This window comes from Arenibacter lacus (assembly GCF_008711145.1).
GTDB classification, from domain to species: Bacteria; Bacteroidota; Bacteroidia; order Flavobacteriales; family Flavobacteriaceae; genus Arenibacter; species Arenibacter amylolyticus.
The window spans coordinates 92,523-107,128 of sequence record NZ_VVIN01000003.1 but is presented as its reverse complement, the minus strand read 5'-3'; the positions used below and the strand labels follow the sequence as shown (position 1 = coordinate 107,128).

The following is a 14,606-nucleotide window of genomic DNA, read 5'->3' as shown; positions in this document are numbered from 1 at the left end:
TCGCGTTTTCACCTTTTTATAGGCACCACTACGGGGATCCCCAATTGGGTAATTTACTCATAACCAGCCCCTCTAAATTTATTATTTATAATTATTCTAAATAATTTTAAAATAAAAAACAGCCGCTTTATATTTGCCACCTAATTTAAATTAAGTCTAAATAAAATGTACAATAAATCATTGCTCCTACTCGCCGCATTTTGCCTTCAATGGGGATTTGCGCAAGAAGGAAAAATAAGCGGAAAAGTATTAAACTCGGACCAGGATGCTATTTCCTATGCCTCGGTAATATTGGAGCCGGCTTCCATTGGAACGGCAGCAGATGAAAACGGGAATTTTTCCATAAACCATCTAAATCCAGGGCAGCACACCCTTAAAATAAGCTCTGTTGGCTATCAACCACTATTAAAAACAATAACCCTTGGAGAAAACGAAACCGTGGAACTAGTAGTTAGTCTCAGGGACGGCATGGAATTAGACCAGGTAGAAGTATTTGGGAACCGCTATGAGCATCCAGACAAAATAGAGGCCCTTACCAGACTACCCCTAGCCCCATACGAACAAATACAAAGTATCTCTATAATCTCCCAAAAACTGATAGAACAACAAGGGAATCTCACCATCTCCGATGCTACCAAAAACGTTCCAGGGGTATATACCTTTGCAACCTACGGCAACAAAAGGGAAAGCATGTCCTCTAGAGGTTTTAGAGGGATCCCCATACTTAAAAATGGGGTTCGGGTACATTCCGATTTTAGAGGGGTAGGGATTTTAACCGATATGCAAGGTGTAGACAATATTCAGGTGCTAAAAGGCGCTACTGCCATCACCCAGGGTGTTGCCACCGATTTGGGAAGCCCTGGAGGGGTTATCAACATCGTAACCAAAACCCCTATATATCAGTTTGGAGGTAATACTTCCTTACGCTTAGGCAGCTTTGGACAAGCAAGAACCACCTTTGATGTTTACGGCCCCTTAAACGAGAAGAAGGATCTAGCCTTTAGAATAAACGGGGCCCTTGAGCGCTCCGATAGCTTTAGAAAAGGTGTGGGCTCGGAAAGATTCTACATCAACCCATCCCTAGAATGGCGTATAGACGACAACACCACCCTTAGCATGGAAATGGATTATATGGATGATAGCAGAACCCCGGATGTAGGTACGGTAAACTTAAATGAAAATGATATCAATGCCATTTACAATATGCCATACCACCGGTTTCTGGGGTATAAGAACGACAAATCCATCACTCAAAACTCTACCTACGCCCTTAGATTTAAGCGCAACCTCAGCGAAAAACTAAGCCTACAGGCCGCCTATTACAAATCCAGTTTGGATCTGGATGATAAGGGAGCAAGTTTGGGCAATGTGGTAGCCGATGACAACGGAACCCCCCAATACGAATTGCGAAAAAGGGGATATTCCGTTTCAACCAGAAAAGACAACAACAGCGTTTTACAATTTGATCTGGTGGGAAACAAATTAAAGACTGGAGGCATTAGCCACACTTTTCAGGTCGGATTTGATTACAGGACCACTTCCTTTAATACGTTTAACCAAAGCGTTGCAACCGTAGATACCATCAATGTATTTACAGGGATAAGCAATACTTTGCCAGGGGCGTTGGCTTTCGGAGCCGCCAATGAAGCTGGGTCTTCCTCTAGATCTATTGGATTTGTTGCCCAGGATGTTATCACCTTAAACTCCTGGTTAAAAACATTTTTAGGGGTACGCTATAGTACCACACAAAGCAGTACTGCAACTGAAACTACCAATAGCAATGCCTTTAATCCGCTATTTGGACTTGTTTTACAACCCGTAAACAACCTGAATGTTTTTGCCTCCTATACCAATAGCTCCTACCCAAGAACCGCAACCCGTTTAGACGCGGAAGGAAAGGAATTAGGAAATGAGCGTTTTGACCAATTGGAAGCGGGTATAAAAACGAATTGGTTGGATAACAGACTAAGATTCAATTTCACCTTCTTTAAAATTAACAACAAGAATATTAACCTTGCCGTTTACGATGAAAACTGGGTTGCCACAGGTTTCTATGAAAAAGGCGGGAACGACGAGCGAAAAGGGATAGAAGTAGAACTTACCGGAAGGATCCTAGATAGGCTAGAGGTTATTACAGGCTACTCGTATATCGATGCACAGTACAAAGAACACAATGCCTATGTTTTTGGTTCTTCTCCGCTAAACACTCCTAAACACACCTTTAACGCTTATGCCAATTATGGTTTTAAAGGAAGGTTAAACGGCCTATTTCTAGGTGCGGGAGCCTACTATACCGGGGAAAGACCTATTAACGATTGGAGCTCGGGAGCCATCACCCATGAAGGGATAGTTCCTAACCAAAAACCTTTTGATGTAGCGGCCTATACTATGGTAAATGCCCAGGTATCGTATCAATTGGACCAACATTGGAACTTTAGGTTCCTAGTGAACAATGTATTGGATGAAATTGGGTACAATGCCTACCGCACCAGGTACATCAACCAAACCGATCCTAGAAATTTTGCAGGGGTAATTACGTATTCCTTCTAAGCGATCAACCAATTGTTTATTATTTACTAGAGGTGCGAGGTGTTACCCCGCAACTTTTTCCCTAAAATGGTGTTTCAATGACAAAAAAGAAATCGGCCAACCTAAGAAAGTTTATCAACGACATTCATTTGTGGTTAGGCCTTTTCAGCGGGATTATTCTATTTATTATTTGCGCTACAGGAACCATCCTTACCTATGAAAAGGAAATTAAAGCCCTTTTTGCACAAGACCCCCAAGTGAAGGCCATTGGCAAAAAACATTCCTTGGATGAGTTGGTGGTGATTTTAAAGGCCCACACCAAGGGGCTGGTCAGCAGGGTTAGTATTGAAGAACACCCAGAGGCCCCCTATGCATTTGTTGTTAAAAAAGATCCTAAGGAAAAAAGGGGAAGCACCTATTTTATGGATCCCTATACCGGAGAAATTTTACATAACAAACAAAATCCGGCAGATGGCTTTATGCTGACCATATTTAAAATGCACCGTTGGCTGCTTTTGGATATTCCCTATGGAAGACCTATCGTTGGAATTGCTACCATCATTTTTATTATCCTAAGCATTAGCGGTCTAATACTATGGTTTCCTAAAAGACTAAGGTGGAAAAATTTAAAAACGGGGTTCAAAATAAAAACCTCCGCCAATTGGAAACGTATTAACCACGATCTTCACAATACCCTAGGATTTTACGCCTGTGCTTTTTTATTGATCATGGGCATTACCGGCCTATGCTGGTCTTTTGAAGGTTACCGCGAAGGCTTGGGCAAGCTGCTTGGCACCCCCATTTTTGGGAGGAACAATAGTAAGTTACAGCACCATCACCCTAAGAAAGAAGTCCCTGCCATCAATTATGAAGATGCCCTCATCCTGCTAAATGAGAAACTGCCCTACAACGGAAAAGTCACTATGTATTTTCCAACCGAAAAAACCCCCTATTACACCCTTAGCAAATACGATGAAACTAGCTGGATGCCCTCCGCCTCAGATACCTATCTGATAGATCGCTATGGGAACACCCTTCAGGAAGATCTTTTCAGCAACAAACCGTTTAATGTTAAGCTTGCCAGCCTGATTAAACCCTTGCATACGGGAGAGATCTTTGGAGGCTTCTCCAAGTTCATCTACTTTTTGGCTTGTCTTATCGGTACCAGCCTGCCCATTACAGGGACACTCATTTGGTTTAATAAGTTAAAAAAGAAAAAGGGTTCAAAAAGGTGCTAGACCCTAAATCAGAAATTAAGAATTGTACTAAAACGCCATTGTAATGGTAAAAACAAAAGGCAATAGCGAGGATTTACCGGATACTACTATGAATTGCTACCCAACTTAGTTGGACAGGAGATTCAAAAAAAAATGGTATTGATTTTAGCCCCCTTAAATGTATAAGCTACTTCAACTGCAAGCCTAGCCTACCAAATAATTGCACCTCATATTCAACCAGGAACGCTTCTACCTACACCCCTTATGCAATCCCAAACCATAAGGGATTTAAGGGGCAGGTACCTACTACAAGCCTCTTTCCTGCTGAATGGTCTCGTAAGCCTTCTGAACTTCCTTAAACTTCTCTTCGGCTCCTTTTTTAATGGCTTCGTTTTGGGTATTTACCCTATCTGGGTGGTATTTTTTAGCCATGGCTCTATAGGCTTTTTTAACCTCCTCGTCCGTGGCCGATTTATTTATCTCTAGAATTTTATAGGCGGTATCGGCCGATTTTATAAACATGGCCTTAATACTTTCAAAATCGCCCATACTCACTCTAAAATACCCGGCAATTTCCCTGATTTTATCAATTTCGGCCTGCCGAACCGTTCCATCTGCTTGGGCAATTCCAAAAAGGAAATGCAATAATTGCAATCGCACCTCATACCGGGTACGCTGATTTAAAAACGTACAGATTTTTTCTGCCGAAACCTCCCTCTTCTTAACCACCTCGTTAAAGGTCCTAAAAATGGCATTGGCCTTGTCTTTTCCATAGGCACCAACAAAGTACTGACGCACATAATCCATTTCGCGCTGACTCACCACTCCGTCTGCTTTAATCACTATAGAGCAGAGCGACAATAGGTGAAGCTCAAAATCTTCCGGACTTACAGATTGCCTAGTGAAGTCTTGAAATACGGATCGCCCCCCCGAACTGCCCTTATTATTAACGCCGTCTATAAAACTACCAATAAAATATCCTAATATGGCTCCGGGAAACCTAAACAAATAAAACCCCAATATGGCGGCAATCCATTTTATCATCTTCACGTAAATTTGGGCAAAGATATAATTTTACCATAGAACGGAAGGTTTAATGAAAAGTTAAGGTATTCTAATGGAGTGCACTAAAATGGTTATCTTTGAGGCACTTATTAATAATCATACAAAAATAACATATATGTATCCTGCAGAATTAGTAAAACCGATGAGAGAAGACTTAGCATCAGCTGGGTTTGAAGAACTATATACCGCGGAGGCAGTGGAAAAGGCCATCAATAAAGAGGGAACCATTTTAGTGGTGGTAAACTCCGTATGTGGTTGTGCCGCAGCTAATGCCAGACCGGCCGCAAAAATGAGCCTTCAAAATGCAAAAAAACCTACCCAATTGGCTACGGTATTTGCTGGAGTAGACAAGGAAGCAGTAGATGCTGCTAGGAATCTAATGGTTCCCTTCCCCCCATCTTCTCCAAGTATGGCTTTGTTTAAAGATGGAGAGTTAGTCCATATGATAGAGCGCCATCATATTGAAGGTAGACCTGCAGAAGTTATCGCAGAGAACCTAATGGAGGCTTACAATGAATTTTGCTAACCCCATGGCTCTAAAATAAGCACTCAGAAAAATTTAATTCAAAAACCGCTTTGTAATAGGGCGGTTTTTTATTTTTGTAAGATGCAAAAAATAATCGCATACCCCCTATCCCTACTATACCTGATCCTATTTGGAGCAACCCTGCTCCTGTTTCACCCTATACAATGGATCTGTTTTAATTGGTTTGGCTATGAGGCCCATCGAAAAAGTGTGGCCCTTCTAAACCTTTGCCTAATACGTTGCACCCATGTACTGGGCACCACCTACTCCTTTAACAATCCCCAAACCATCCCCACGGATAGACCCACTATTTTGGTTTTAAATCACCAGAGTATGCACGACATATCCCCCATTGTTTGGTTTATGAGAAAGCATCACCCCAAATTTGTCAGTAAGATAGAACTGGGAAAAGGCATTCCCAGTGTATCCTATAACTTAAGACATGGAGGTTCTGTACTAATCAATAGAAAAGATAGCAGGCAATCCCTTGCCCAAATTGCCAAACTGGGCAAATACATAGAAAAGCACAAGCGGGCTGCCGTCATATTCCCCGAGGGTACCCGAAGTAAAACTGGCGAACCTAAGAAATTTCATACCACTGGTCTAAAAGTGCTTATCAAAAAAGCACCCTCTGCCTTAATAGTACCCATTAGTATTAACAACTCCTGGAAGATGTTGAAATACGGCAAATTCCCCTACGGTCTTGGGAACCACCTGCGCTTTGAGGTACACCCACCCATGGAAATTACGGATAATATAGACGAACTTCTCGCGGAAGTAGAGCAGACCATTACCCAACATATAAAAAACTAATAATGACCCGTACAGAAATTGTTGAGGAAACCATCAACTTTGTTAAGGAAGCGATGCAGGGAGCCGAAGGCGGACACGACTGGTTTCATATTCAGCGTGTTTTTAAAAATTCCCTCCTAATCGCCAAGGATGAGAAAGTGGATGTTTTGGTCGTGAGTCTGGCGGCTTTGTTGCACGATATTGCCGATTCAAAATTCCATGAGGGGGACGAATCCATTGGTCCCAAGATGGCGAAGGCATTTCTACAAACCTTACCCCTAAAGGAAGAGACCATTGAGCATGTTATAAAAATTGTAGAAAACGCTTCCTTTTCCGCTAGCCTAAATCCCAACCAGGTTTTTACCTCCAAGGAATTGGAGGTGGTACAGGATGCAGACCGTTTAGATGCCATTGGCGCCATTGGCATTGCCCGTGCATTTAATTATGGCGGATTTAAAAACAGGGAAATGTATAATCCTGAAATTGCCCCCAACCTAAAAATGACCAAGGCGGAATATAAAAAATCCAACGCCCCGACCATCAATCATTTTTACGAAAAATTACTGCTCTTAAAGGAAAAGATGAATACGGACACCGGAAAACGATTGGCTGAAGAGCGACATCAGTTTATGCTTCAATATTTGGAGCAGTTTTATAAGGAATGGAACGGCAAGGCATAAGCCAATCAACCACCTTACTTCCTATTTATTAGAGTTTCTAGGCTATTTTTTTTGTATCTTATACTGTATTTACCCTAAAACGGACATGAGATGCAACGAAGAAAGTTTATGAAAAACGTAGCGGCCACCTCAGCCGCATTTACCATTGTCCCCAGTTTTGTTTTGGGGAAACAACACATTCCCCCAAGCGATACCCTTTACATGGCCGCTTTTGGAGTAGGCGGTAGGGGAGTAGAAGTACTAAAGGGACTCCATAACACCAATAAAGTAAAGTTTGTTGCCCTCTGTGATGTAGATGATAGATTGGCTGCTGATTCCTATAAAAAATACCCCAAGGCGAAACGATTTAAGGATTTTAGAAAGGTTTACGACACGCAGCTCAGTCAAGTAGATGCCATTATGGTGGCTACGCCAGACCATATGCACGCCCGCATTGCCTTGCCTTTTATGAAGGCTAAAAAGCATGCCTATATAGAAAAGCCACTTACCCATAATATAAAGGAAGCACGACTCTTAACACGGGTGGCTAAAGAGAATTCCCTGGTGACCCAAATGGGAAATCAAGGTGCCTCCAGCGATGGAAGCAGGGAAGCCAGGGAATGGGTAGATGCCGGGGTTATAGGGAAGGTAACCCAGGTAGACTGTTGGACCAACCGCCCTGTTTGGCCCCAGGGAATCCCCGCACCCACGGAAAAGCATAAAATTCCAAAAGGTGTGGATTGGGATCTTTGGCTAGGGGTGGCCGCCATGCGTCCCTATAATCATGCCTATTTACCTTTTAAATGGCGCGGTTGGTGGGATTTTGGTACAGGAGCCCTAGGGGATATGGGATGCCACATTATGGAAACTCCCTTTAGTGTGTTGGAGCTGGGCTACCCTACAGAGGCCGAAGCCAGTTGTACCACCAATTGGGTGGACGATTTTGTGGAGGCCGATTATAGCGCTTCCTGCCCCTCATCTTCCATAGTGCGACTCAAATTTAACACCCAAAAGCATGGGGAGCTTAGGTTAAACTGGTATGATGGCGGACTCTTGCCCGACCTGCCCGACAGCTTAAAAGACGGGGAACCCATTGGCGATGCCGGAGGTGGCTCCATTTTTTATGCAACCCGTGGCATTTTAATATGCGACACCTATTCTAGAAATGCCCGAATACTCCCCTCTAGCACAATGAAGATATTTCAACCGCCAAAACCCTATTTAAACAGAATAACGAACGGTATAAACGGACACCAGCGCAATTTTGTGGAGGCCTGTCTGAACGGCACCCCAACCTCTTCCGATTTTAATCGTGCCGGCCCCCTTACCGAGGCTGTCCTTATGGGCAACCTGGCCATTAGGGCCTTTCAATACAAAAACTATAAACCTGGTAAAAAAGCGGGCGATTGGGATCCGTTTGACTATCCCGGCCGAAGAAAAATACATTGGGACGGAGAAAATATGCGGGTAACCAACTTCGAAAAAGCCAATGATTGGGTACAGGGCAGTTACCGGGAGGGTTGGGAGCTGACATAAAATAGCCTATTTTCGTACTCCTAATTAAGCATCCACAACAATATGCAGCCAGAAGCGTATTTAAGCAATCTGATAGGGCCCTATATGCTTGGAGTCCTTGTGAGTTTGGCGATTGGACTAATCCTAGGGTTAGAGCGGGAGTACGACAAACTGAAGGGCGTTACAGGCTTTGCCGGTATTAGGACCTTTCCCCTTGTTACCATTCTGGGATTTACCTTGGGAAATTTAACGGATTCCTTTTCCCATTGGTTGCCCATTGTAGGATTTGGAACATTGATTCTATTTCTAGGTATTGGCCAAATCATAAAATCTAGGATGGAAATTAGCTTGGGGGTCACTACCAACCTTGCTTTGATTGTTGCCTTTGTATTGGGCTTAATGGTTTCTGAGGAATGGTATAGAGACTCCGTGGCTACAGCTGTTATTTTGGTAACCCTGCTCTCCCTAAAGACCACTTTTAGATCCATTATTAAAAACATTACGCATCAGGAGCTTTTTGCTTTTATAAAGTTTGTTATTCTGGCTCTTTTGATATTGCCCTTCTTACCCAACAGGGATTATGGAGCCAATAATTTGTTGAATCCGTTCGAAATCGGGTCCATTGTAGTAATTGTATCCTTCCTAAATTTTATAGGCTACTTTCTGGTAAAATTTGTGGGATCTAGGAAAGGGATTTTATTGACCGCTATTTTAGGCGGACTCATTTCCAGTACGGCAGTGACATGGAATTATGCTGCCAAGAGTAAGTCTAACCCAGAATTATCCAGGGAATACAGTGCGGGCATCATCATTGCATCGGCTATTATGTTTCCACGTTTGGCCCTGCTAGCAACCATCTTTAATTCGGATATGTTACACTATTTGGCAATCCCCCTTACCCTATTAACCTTAATCTGCCTTATTCCTAGCGTACTGTTGATAAAAAAAGGTTCGGGCAAGGCCGCTACCGAAATAGATTTGGGCAACCCCCTCAATATTGTGAATGCACTTGGATTTGCGGTGATGTATGTGATAATCCTTTATGCCGTACACTTTGGGAATGCTTACTTTGGTGAAAGCGGATTGTATTATTCTGCCCTCATCGCAGGTTTGGCAGATACCACCGCCATCACTATTAGCATGGCCAACTTTGGCTTGGAGGCTGCTTACCTTAAACTATCCTCCCTCGTTATTATTGCCGCTACCCTTAGTAACACCTTGGTAAAACTAGGGATTGCCTATTCTAGGGGATCTAGGGCCACAGGAAAGTGGGTGGGGTATATTTTTGGTGCCGTTATCTTGGTGGGTACCCTTTATATAGCACTTCTAGGGTAATAGATTGCCATCTACACCCCTAAATACTAGGGGCCATGGAATTAAAATTTTCCATAAAAAAATCTCCTTCCCATGATCATGGAAAGGAGATGGATATGTTACGTACCGCAGGGCAAGTTCATGACCCAGCAGATGTGGAAACTGCCCGTTTGCATTTCTACACCCACCTCAACGGGCAGGTAAGCTTGCAAGCCTTAATTCCCACTTATTTGAAGAGTAACAGGAATTATAATTAATTACACTCTCCGTCTACACTACAGCTACCATCGGATTTTACCTCCAAGGCCTCCTCTTGCTGATTTTCATATGCCTTCTCCAAGGCTTCCAAAAATACTTCGGAAGGTTGCGCTCCAGAAATCCCAAACTTATTGTTTACCACAAAATAAGGGACGCCGCCAATTCCCAAGTTGCGGGCCTCCATTTGGTCTTGCCTTACCTCATAAGTAAAATCATCCGATTCTAACATGGCACGTACTTCCGCTCCATCCAATCCCTTAGATTTGGCAAGGCTTACCAAGTAGCCTATATCGTCTATGTTTTCCCCTTTTACCAAATGTGCCTCCAAAAGGGCCTCCTTTAAATTATCTACCTCAATTTTACCCTTAGCAAAATGCAAGAGTCGGTGCGCTTTCAAGGAATTTGCAGGTACGGACTGGGCAAGATCAAAGTTAATACCTACCGCTTTAGCCATTTGTACTGCCCCGTTAAACATTTGCATTGCCTGCTCTCGCTCTACACCCTTGGATTCACAGAAATGATCAATGGCACTAATATCTGTACGGGTCTGCATAGTGGGATCCAATTCAAAACTCTTCCACTCTAGCTTCACTTTATCCTTATACTTAAATTTATCCAGCGCCGATTCAAAATTCCTTTTTCCAATATAACAAAAGGGACACCGTATGTCCGACCAAATACTTATTTCCATATGCTTACTTTATTAAATTTATAAACCAATTGGTATGTTTGGTGCTAACACCTATGTACCAAACAATAGGTTCGTTTAAACGGTAAAACCTTACAAAGATTCCCTCGAAAATGTGGTACATCGCTTGGACCAAGCAAAGGGCTATCCAATGAATCCCAACCCAGCCCCTACTCCGTTTGGGAAACCAGGAGTTTTGAAGCAACAGCCTGACTAAGTACTACGTTCTTGTGCTTGCCATAAGATACGGTGACACTTCGATCGAATGCCTCAATTTGATTTATGGTAATTTCCAGGCCCAAACTTATTTCCTTCTTGTTTAAAAACATTAAAAATTCCTTACCGCTGCTTCGCAAGGCATTCAAGACCACCGTTTGGCCTTCTTCCATTTGGGAAAGCATTTGATAATTATTATCTAAAAAATTTCCTTCCCTATCCGGAATAGGAGAGCCATGGGGATCCTTGGTGGGAAAATCCAACAACTCATCCATCCTATCAAAGAAGGCGTCCGACTTTAAATGCTCTATCTGTTCGGCTATCTGATGTACTTCTTCCCAACCAAACCCCATAATTTCGGTAAGGAACATCTCGGACAAACGGTGCTTTCTAATAACCTTGGCAGCCTCCCTCTCCCCATCTTCGGTAAGGGTTATGGGCTTGTACCTTACATAGGTTACCCAACCCTGCTTCTCCATTTTCTTGATCATTTCGTTCACCGTAGGCTTACTAACCTCCAAGCGCTGCCCCAATTCCGTTAAGGAAATCTCAGGATTTTTTAAGTGTAGGTGGTACAGGGCCTTTAAATAATTCTCCGTTGTTTGTGAAGGCATTTCAATAGTTTACCGTAAAGATAGAAATATTTAAAATTAATTCTTGTTAGGTGCTCCTAACTTTATATATTTGCATGTCTAACTAAATTATAGGTCAATGCTAAAATCCAGTTTTAAAGTCTTAAGCGTGATCCTAATAGGATTGATCGTGCTTTCATGTGAAGACATTCTTCCCTCAGCACCCATGGAATCCGAGTTGTTGGATGGCCCCATGGAAGGATTAACCCATGCGCAAAGCGCACAATTTATTCGCGGCGATGTTGCTTTTAACGACGAGCTTTTCCATTCCGGAAATGGACTTGGCCCCCTATTCGTAGCCACTAGCTGTGTTAGTTGCCATGCGGGGGATGGGAAGGGCCTGCCTTCTACCTCCCTAACTCGTTTTGGACAAATAGACGCTACCGGCAATAAGTTTTTACATTTGGGCGGACCCCAATTACAAAATCGTGCCCTACCTGGTTACACGCCAGAAACTATACCAGAAGGAGCCACCTTTTCTGTGCTAACACCGCCAGCGGTTACCGGACTTGGATTTCTTCAATATGTAACGGACGAAGACCTCCTTGCGCTAGCCGACCCCGATGATCTGGACGACGATGGTATTTCCGGGGTGCCCAATTGGGATTACATCAGGGATTTTACCATCCCCCGTCCCGATGCCATCACCAGGGACGGAAAGTATATTCACCGTTTTGGAAAAAAAGCTTCGGTATACGATCTCTTAGAGCAAACCGTTGACGCCTACAACCAAGACATGGGAATCAACTCGATCTTTGACCCCATTGACACTTTTTCTGGTTTATCCATAGATCCAGAAATTTCCCAACAAACCATTAGAGACGTCGTTTTTTACCTAGAGACCTTAAAAGCACCCATTCCCAGAGATCAGGATGATCCACAGGTGCAGCAGGGGAAAGCAATTTTCTCACAAATACAGTGTGCCTCTTGCCATTTACCGGAAATGAAAACAGGATACTCCCCCATAGAGGCATTGTCCCATAAAACCTTCCACCCCTATACCGATTTATTACTACATGATATGGGACCAGAACTGGACGATGGTTACACCGAAGGAAGTGCACTTACCTCAGAATGGCGTACTGCCCCTTTATGGGGGTTGGGACTATCCAAGAATTCTCAAGGGGGACATTACTTTTTAATGCACGACGGCAGGGCCAGAAGTATAGAAGAGGCCATTCTACTCCATGGGGGAGAGGCTGAGAACAGTAAAAATCTTTACGTTGGCCTGGACCAATCTGAAAAAGAAGACCTAATTAAATTTTTGGAAAGCTTATGACAATGCATAGAAAGGATTTTATAAAAACCTGCGGACTAGCTTGCTTAGGGGCTACTTCTGTAGGTATGTTATTGCAAAGCTGCGTGGCTACCAAAAACATTACAGCTCCCATAGATGGAGATCAATTAGTGATTTCTAAGGCCGACTTTGCAAAAAATAAGGGCCATTACAATTATATAGTGGTTAGCAATACCAGACTACAATACCCTATTGCTCTATTTCGCTTCTCAGAGGAGAATTATACCGCCCTGTACCTCCAATGTACCCACCAAGGGAATGAGTTAAATGCCTATGGAGACAAACTGGTTTGTTCTGCCCACGGGAGTGAATTTGACAATAAGGGCAAGGTGACCAATGGTCCTGCCACGGAAGCACTGAGATCCTTTCCTGTAAAGGTTTTACAGGAAAATATCCATGTATCCTTAAGCGCGGCATAAACAAGATCGAGATAAAACATACCATAAAATTGACCGGTCCCACGAATTCTTCAAAGGATTTCGTTAAAGTAGGAACCACCATAAATCGCAACAGATGAAACAATTAATTACCCTATTACTTTTATTAATAGCAGGGATGGCCCAGGCCCAAATAGATACCACTCTTTTACAAATCAATAAAACGGACAGCACCCAACAGGGATTGAATATGGATGCCGTTTACGATAGGCCTTTTCTAAACTTAGGTAAATTGCCCGTCTCCGTGGGCGGGTATATGGAAGCCAACTGGCAATATATGGGTACCGAAGGCATTACGGAAGGACACGAATTTCAAATGAGGAGAATGACCCTCTTTGTGTCGTCTACCATCGGGAAAAAATTAAAATTTATGAGTGAGATCGAATTTGAGGAAGGCGGAAACCATATTGCGATTGAATTCGCTTCCTTGGATGTAGAATTCCACCCCTTGTTCAATCTCCGCGGAGGAATCATTATGAATCCGATTGGGGCTTTTAACCAAAATCACGACGGCCCCAAATGGGAGTTTACCGATAGGCCCATTTCCGCTACCCAAATGCTTCCTTCTACCTGGAGCAATGCTGGTTTTGGACTCTTTGGTAAAACCTATAAAGGGGATTGGATGTTAGGCTATGAAGCCTACCTAAGCGGAGGGTTTGACCATACTATTATAGACAACGACCAAAACAGGACCTATTTGCCCGCCTCCAAAGCCAATTTTGCTAGATTTGAAGAAAGTGCTAGCGGTACCCCCTTAACCACAGGGAAAGTGGCAGTACGTCACAATAATTTTGGAGAGCTAGGTTTGTCCTATATGGGCGGTATTTACAACACCTTTGAAGACGATGGAGCAGCAGTAGACGAAAAGAGAAGACTTCAGGTGTTCGCCATAGATTATAACCACACCCTTCCCAAATGGAACACTTTTATCACCGGCGAATGGGCATGGATAAACGTAGATATTCCTAACAACTATACCCAGTTCTACGGGAACAAACAGCAGGGAGGGTTTGTAGACGTAGTACAACCATTGATCAGTAAAAAAATGTTGGGGTGGGAAAAGGCATCCCTCAACTTGGCCTGTAGATTGGAATATGTGGATTGGAATGTAGGCACCTTCCAAGAAACCGGCTATACTATTGGGGACCACTTGTGGAGCGTAATGCCCGCCATTAGCTTTAGACCTTCCCAACAAACCGTATTCCGCCTTAATTATCGCATACAGCAGCAAGTTGATGTACATAATAACCCTGCAGAAAAAACAGCAGGAATTAGTTTGGGACTTTCCACTTATTTCTAGGTAGACCTTAGAAAGAAAGTCCTTAAAACCTGGACATGGGATCCTAATTCCCATGATTTTAATGAATCGGTATTAGCTGCTACAAATTAAGAGGTTAGACATCCTTCCTTTTTAAGGCTATCTTTGGGCAGAGGGAAGAATAGCTACCCGTAACTGAGAAA

General features: G+C 43.1%; 14 protein-coding genes. 11 read left to right on the top strand and 3 right to left on the bottom strand.

Annotated elements, in window-relative coordinates:
- Window positions 1–165 precede the first annotated feature (165 nt).
- Together F1E73_RS02430 and F1E73_RS02425 are read left to right on the top strand one after the other, a co-directional pair.
- Window positions 166–2,550 carry a TonB-dependent receptor gene (locus F1E73_RS02430; protein WP_150451019.1) on the top strand — a complete coding sequence of 795 codons (2,385 nt, stop codon included), beginning with the start codon at window positions 166–168 and terminating at the stop codon, window positions 2,548–2,550.
- 77 nt (window positions 2,551–2,627) lie between these two features.
- On the top strand, window positions 2,628–3,767 hold the full coding sequence (locus F1E73_RS02425) for a PepSY-associated TM helix domain-containing protein (RefSeq protein ID WP_150451018.1): 1,140 nt from the start codon (window positions 2,628–2,630) through the stop codon (window positions 3,765–3,767).
- A gap of 285 nt (window positions 3,768–4,052) precedes the next feature.
- Here the strand turns inward: F1E73_RS02425 and F1E73_RS02420 are convergent, their stop codons facing one another.
- The gene (locus F1E73_RS02420; protein ID WP_086476414.1) at window positions 4,053–4,790 is read right to left on the bottom strand and encodes a TerB family tellurite resistance protein; all 738 of its coding nucleotides are present in this window, start codon (window positions 4,788–4,790) and stop codon (window positions 4,053–4,055) included.
- A gap of 136 nt (window positions 4,791–4,926) precedes the next feature.
- On the opposite strand from F1E73_RS02420, the gene F1E73_RS02415 reads away from it, so the two are divergent.
- The 6 genes from F1E73_RS02415 to F1E73_RS02390 all read left to right on the top strand — a co-directional run bounded on the left by F1E73_RS02415 (window position 4,927) and on the right by F1E73_RS02390 (window position 9,874).
- A complete protein-coding gene (locus tag F1E73_RS02415; protein ID WP_086476415.1) occupies window positions 4,927–5,337 on the top strand; it encodes a BrxA/BrxB family bacilliredoxin in 411 nt (136 codons plus the stop codon).
- Between the two features lie 81 nt (window positions 5,338–5,418).
- Window positions 5,419–6,150: a lysophospholipid acyltransferase family protein gene (locus F1E73_RS02410; RefSeq protein WP_086476416.1), complete on the top strand. Its 732-nt coding sequence runs from the start codon at window positions 5,419–5,421 to the stop codon at window positions 6,148–6,150.
- A gap of 2 nt (window positions 6,151–6,152) precedes the next feature.
- Window positions 6,153–6,809, top strand: a complete 657-nt coding sequence (locus F1E73_RS02405; protein ID WP_150451017.1) for an HD domain-containing protein — start codon at window positions 6,153–6,155, stop codon at window positions 6,807–6,809.
- 90 nt (window positions 6,810–6,899) lie between these two features.
- Window positions 6,900–8,324: a Gfo/Idh/MocA family protein gene (locus tag F1E73_RS02400; protein WP_150451016.1), complete on the top strand. Its 1,425-nt coding sequence runs from the start codon at window positions 6,900–6,902 to the stop codon at window positions 8,322–8,324.
- A 42-nt stretch (window positions 8,325–8,366) separates the two neighbouring features.
- Entirely contained in the window at window positions 8,367–9,638 is a 1,272-nt protein-coding gene (locus tag F1E73_RS02395; RefSeq protein WP_150451015.1) for an MgtC/SapB family protein, read from the top strand.
- Between the two features lie 35 nt (window positions 9,639–9,673).
- The gene (locus F1E73_RS02390) at window positions 9,674–9,874 is read left to right on the top strand and encodes a hypothetical protein (protein WP_150451014.1); all 201 of its coding nucleotides are present in this window, start codon (window positions 9,674–9,676) and stop codon (window positions 9,872–9,874) included.
- On the opposite strand, the gene F1E73_RS02385 is transcribed toward F1E73_RS02390, so the two are convergent.
- Window positions 9,871–10,566, bottom strand: a complete 696-nt coding sequence (locus tag F1E73_RS02385) for a DsbA family oxidoreductase (protein WP_150451013.1) — start codon at window positions 10,564–10,566, stop codon at window positions 9,871–9,873. The genes F1E73_RS02390 and F1E73_RS02385 overlap by 4 nt on opposite strands.
- Before the next feature lie 167 nt (window positions 10,567–10,733).
- Complete coding sequence (locus F1E73_RS02380; protein ID WP_150451012.1) at window positions 10,734–11,393, bottom strand: metal-dependent transcriptional regulator; 660 nt, start codon at window positions 11,391–11,393, stop codon at window positions 10,734–10,736.
- 97 nt (window positions 11,394–11,490) lie between these two features.
- Between F1E73_RS02380 and F1E73_RS02375 the strand changes: the two genes are divergently transcribed.
- The 3 genes from F1E73_RS02375 to F1E73_RS02365 all read left to right on the top strand — a co-directional run bounded on the left by F1E73_RS02375 (window position 11,491) and on the right by F1E73_RS02365 (window position 14,445).
- Window positions 11,491–12,690: a di-heme oxidoredictase family protein gene (locus F1E73_RS02375; protein ID WP_150451011.1), complete on the top strand. Its 1,200-nt coding sequence runs from the start codon at window positions 11,491–11,493 to the stop codon at window positions 12,688–12,690.
- Complete coding sequence (locus F1E73_RS02370; RefSeq protein ID WP_086476424.1) at window positions 12,687–13,127, top strand: QcrA and Rieske domain-containing protein; 441 nt, start codon at window positions 12,687–12,689, stop codon at window positions 13,125–13,127. The genes F1E73_RS02375 and F1E73_RS02370 overlap by 4 nt, the downstream gene beginning before the upstream one ends.
- A gap of 94 nt (window positions 13,128–13,221) precedes the next feature.
- On the top strand, window positions 13,222–14,445 hold the full coding sequence (locus F1E73_RS02365) for a hypothetical protein (protein ID WP_086476425.1): 1,224 nt from the start codon (window positions 13,222–13,224) through the stop codon (window positions 14,443–14,445).
- Window positions 14,446–14,606 lie beyond the last annotated feature (161 nt).

Coding starts and splice junctions, on each gene's coding strand:
- F1E73_RS02375 (WP_150451011.1), top strand. CDS start 11,491: ATGCTAAAATCCAGTTTTAAAGTCTTAAGCGTGATCCTAATAGGATTG.
- F1E73_RS02430 (WP_150451019.1), top strand. CDS start 166: ATGTACAATAAATCATTGCTCCTACTCGCCGCATTTTGCCTTCAATGG.
- F1E73_RS02390 (WP_150451014.1), top strand. CDS start 9,674: ATGGAATTAAAATTTTCCATAAAAAAATCTCCTTCCCATGATCATGGA.
- F1E73_RS02385 (WP_150451013.1), bottom strand. CDS start 10,566: ATGGAAATAAGTATTTGGTCGGACATACGGTGTCCCTTTTGTTATATT.
- F1E73_RS02370 (WP_086476424.1), top strand. CDS start 12,687: ATGACAATGCATAGAAAGGATTTTATAAAAACCTGCGGACTAGCTTGC.
- F1E73_RS02420 (WP_086476414.1), bottom strand. CDS start 4,790: ATGATAAAATGGATTGCCGCCATATTGGGGTTTTATTTGTTTAGGTTT.
- F1E73_RS02405 (WP_150451017.1), top strand. CDS start 6,153: ATGACCCGTACAGAAATTGTTGAGGAAACCATCAACTTTGTTAAGGAA.
- F1E73_RS02380 (WP_150451012.1), bottom strand. CDS start 11,393: ATGCCTTCACAAACAACGGAGAATTATTTAAAGGCCCTGTACCACCTA.
- F1E73_RS02400 (WP_150451016.1), top strand. CDS start 6,900: ATGCAACGAAGAAAGTTTATGAAAAACGTAGCGGCCACCTCAGCCGCA.
- F1E73_RS02395 (WP_150451015.1), top strand. CDS start 8,367: ATGCAGCCAGAAGCGTATTTAAGCAATCTGATAGGGCCCTATATGCTT.
- F1E73_RS02415 (WP_086476415.1), top strand. CDS start 4,927: ATGTATCCTGCAGAATTAGTAAAACCGATGAGAGAAGACTTAGCATCA.
- F1E73_RS02410 (WP_086476416.1), top strand. CDS start 5,419: ATGCAAAAAATAATCGCATACCCCCTATCCCTACTATACCTGATCCTA.
- F1E73_RS02425 (WP_150451018.1), top strand. CDS start 2,628: ATGACAAAAAAGAAATCGGCCAACCTAAGAAAGTTTATCAACGACATT.
- F1E73_RS02365 (WP_086476425.1), top strand. CDS start 13,222: ATGAAACAATTAATTACCCTATTACTTTTATTAATAGCAGGGATGGCC.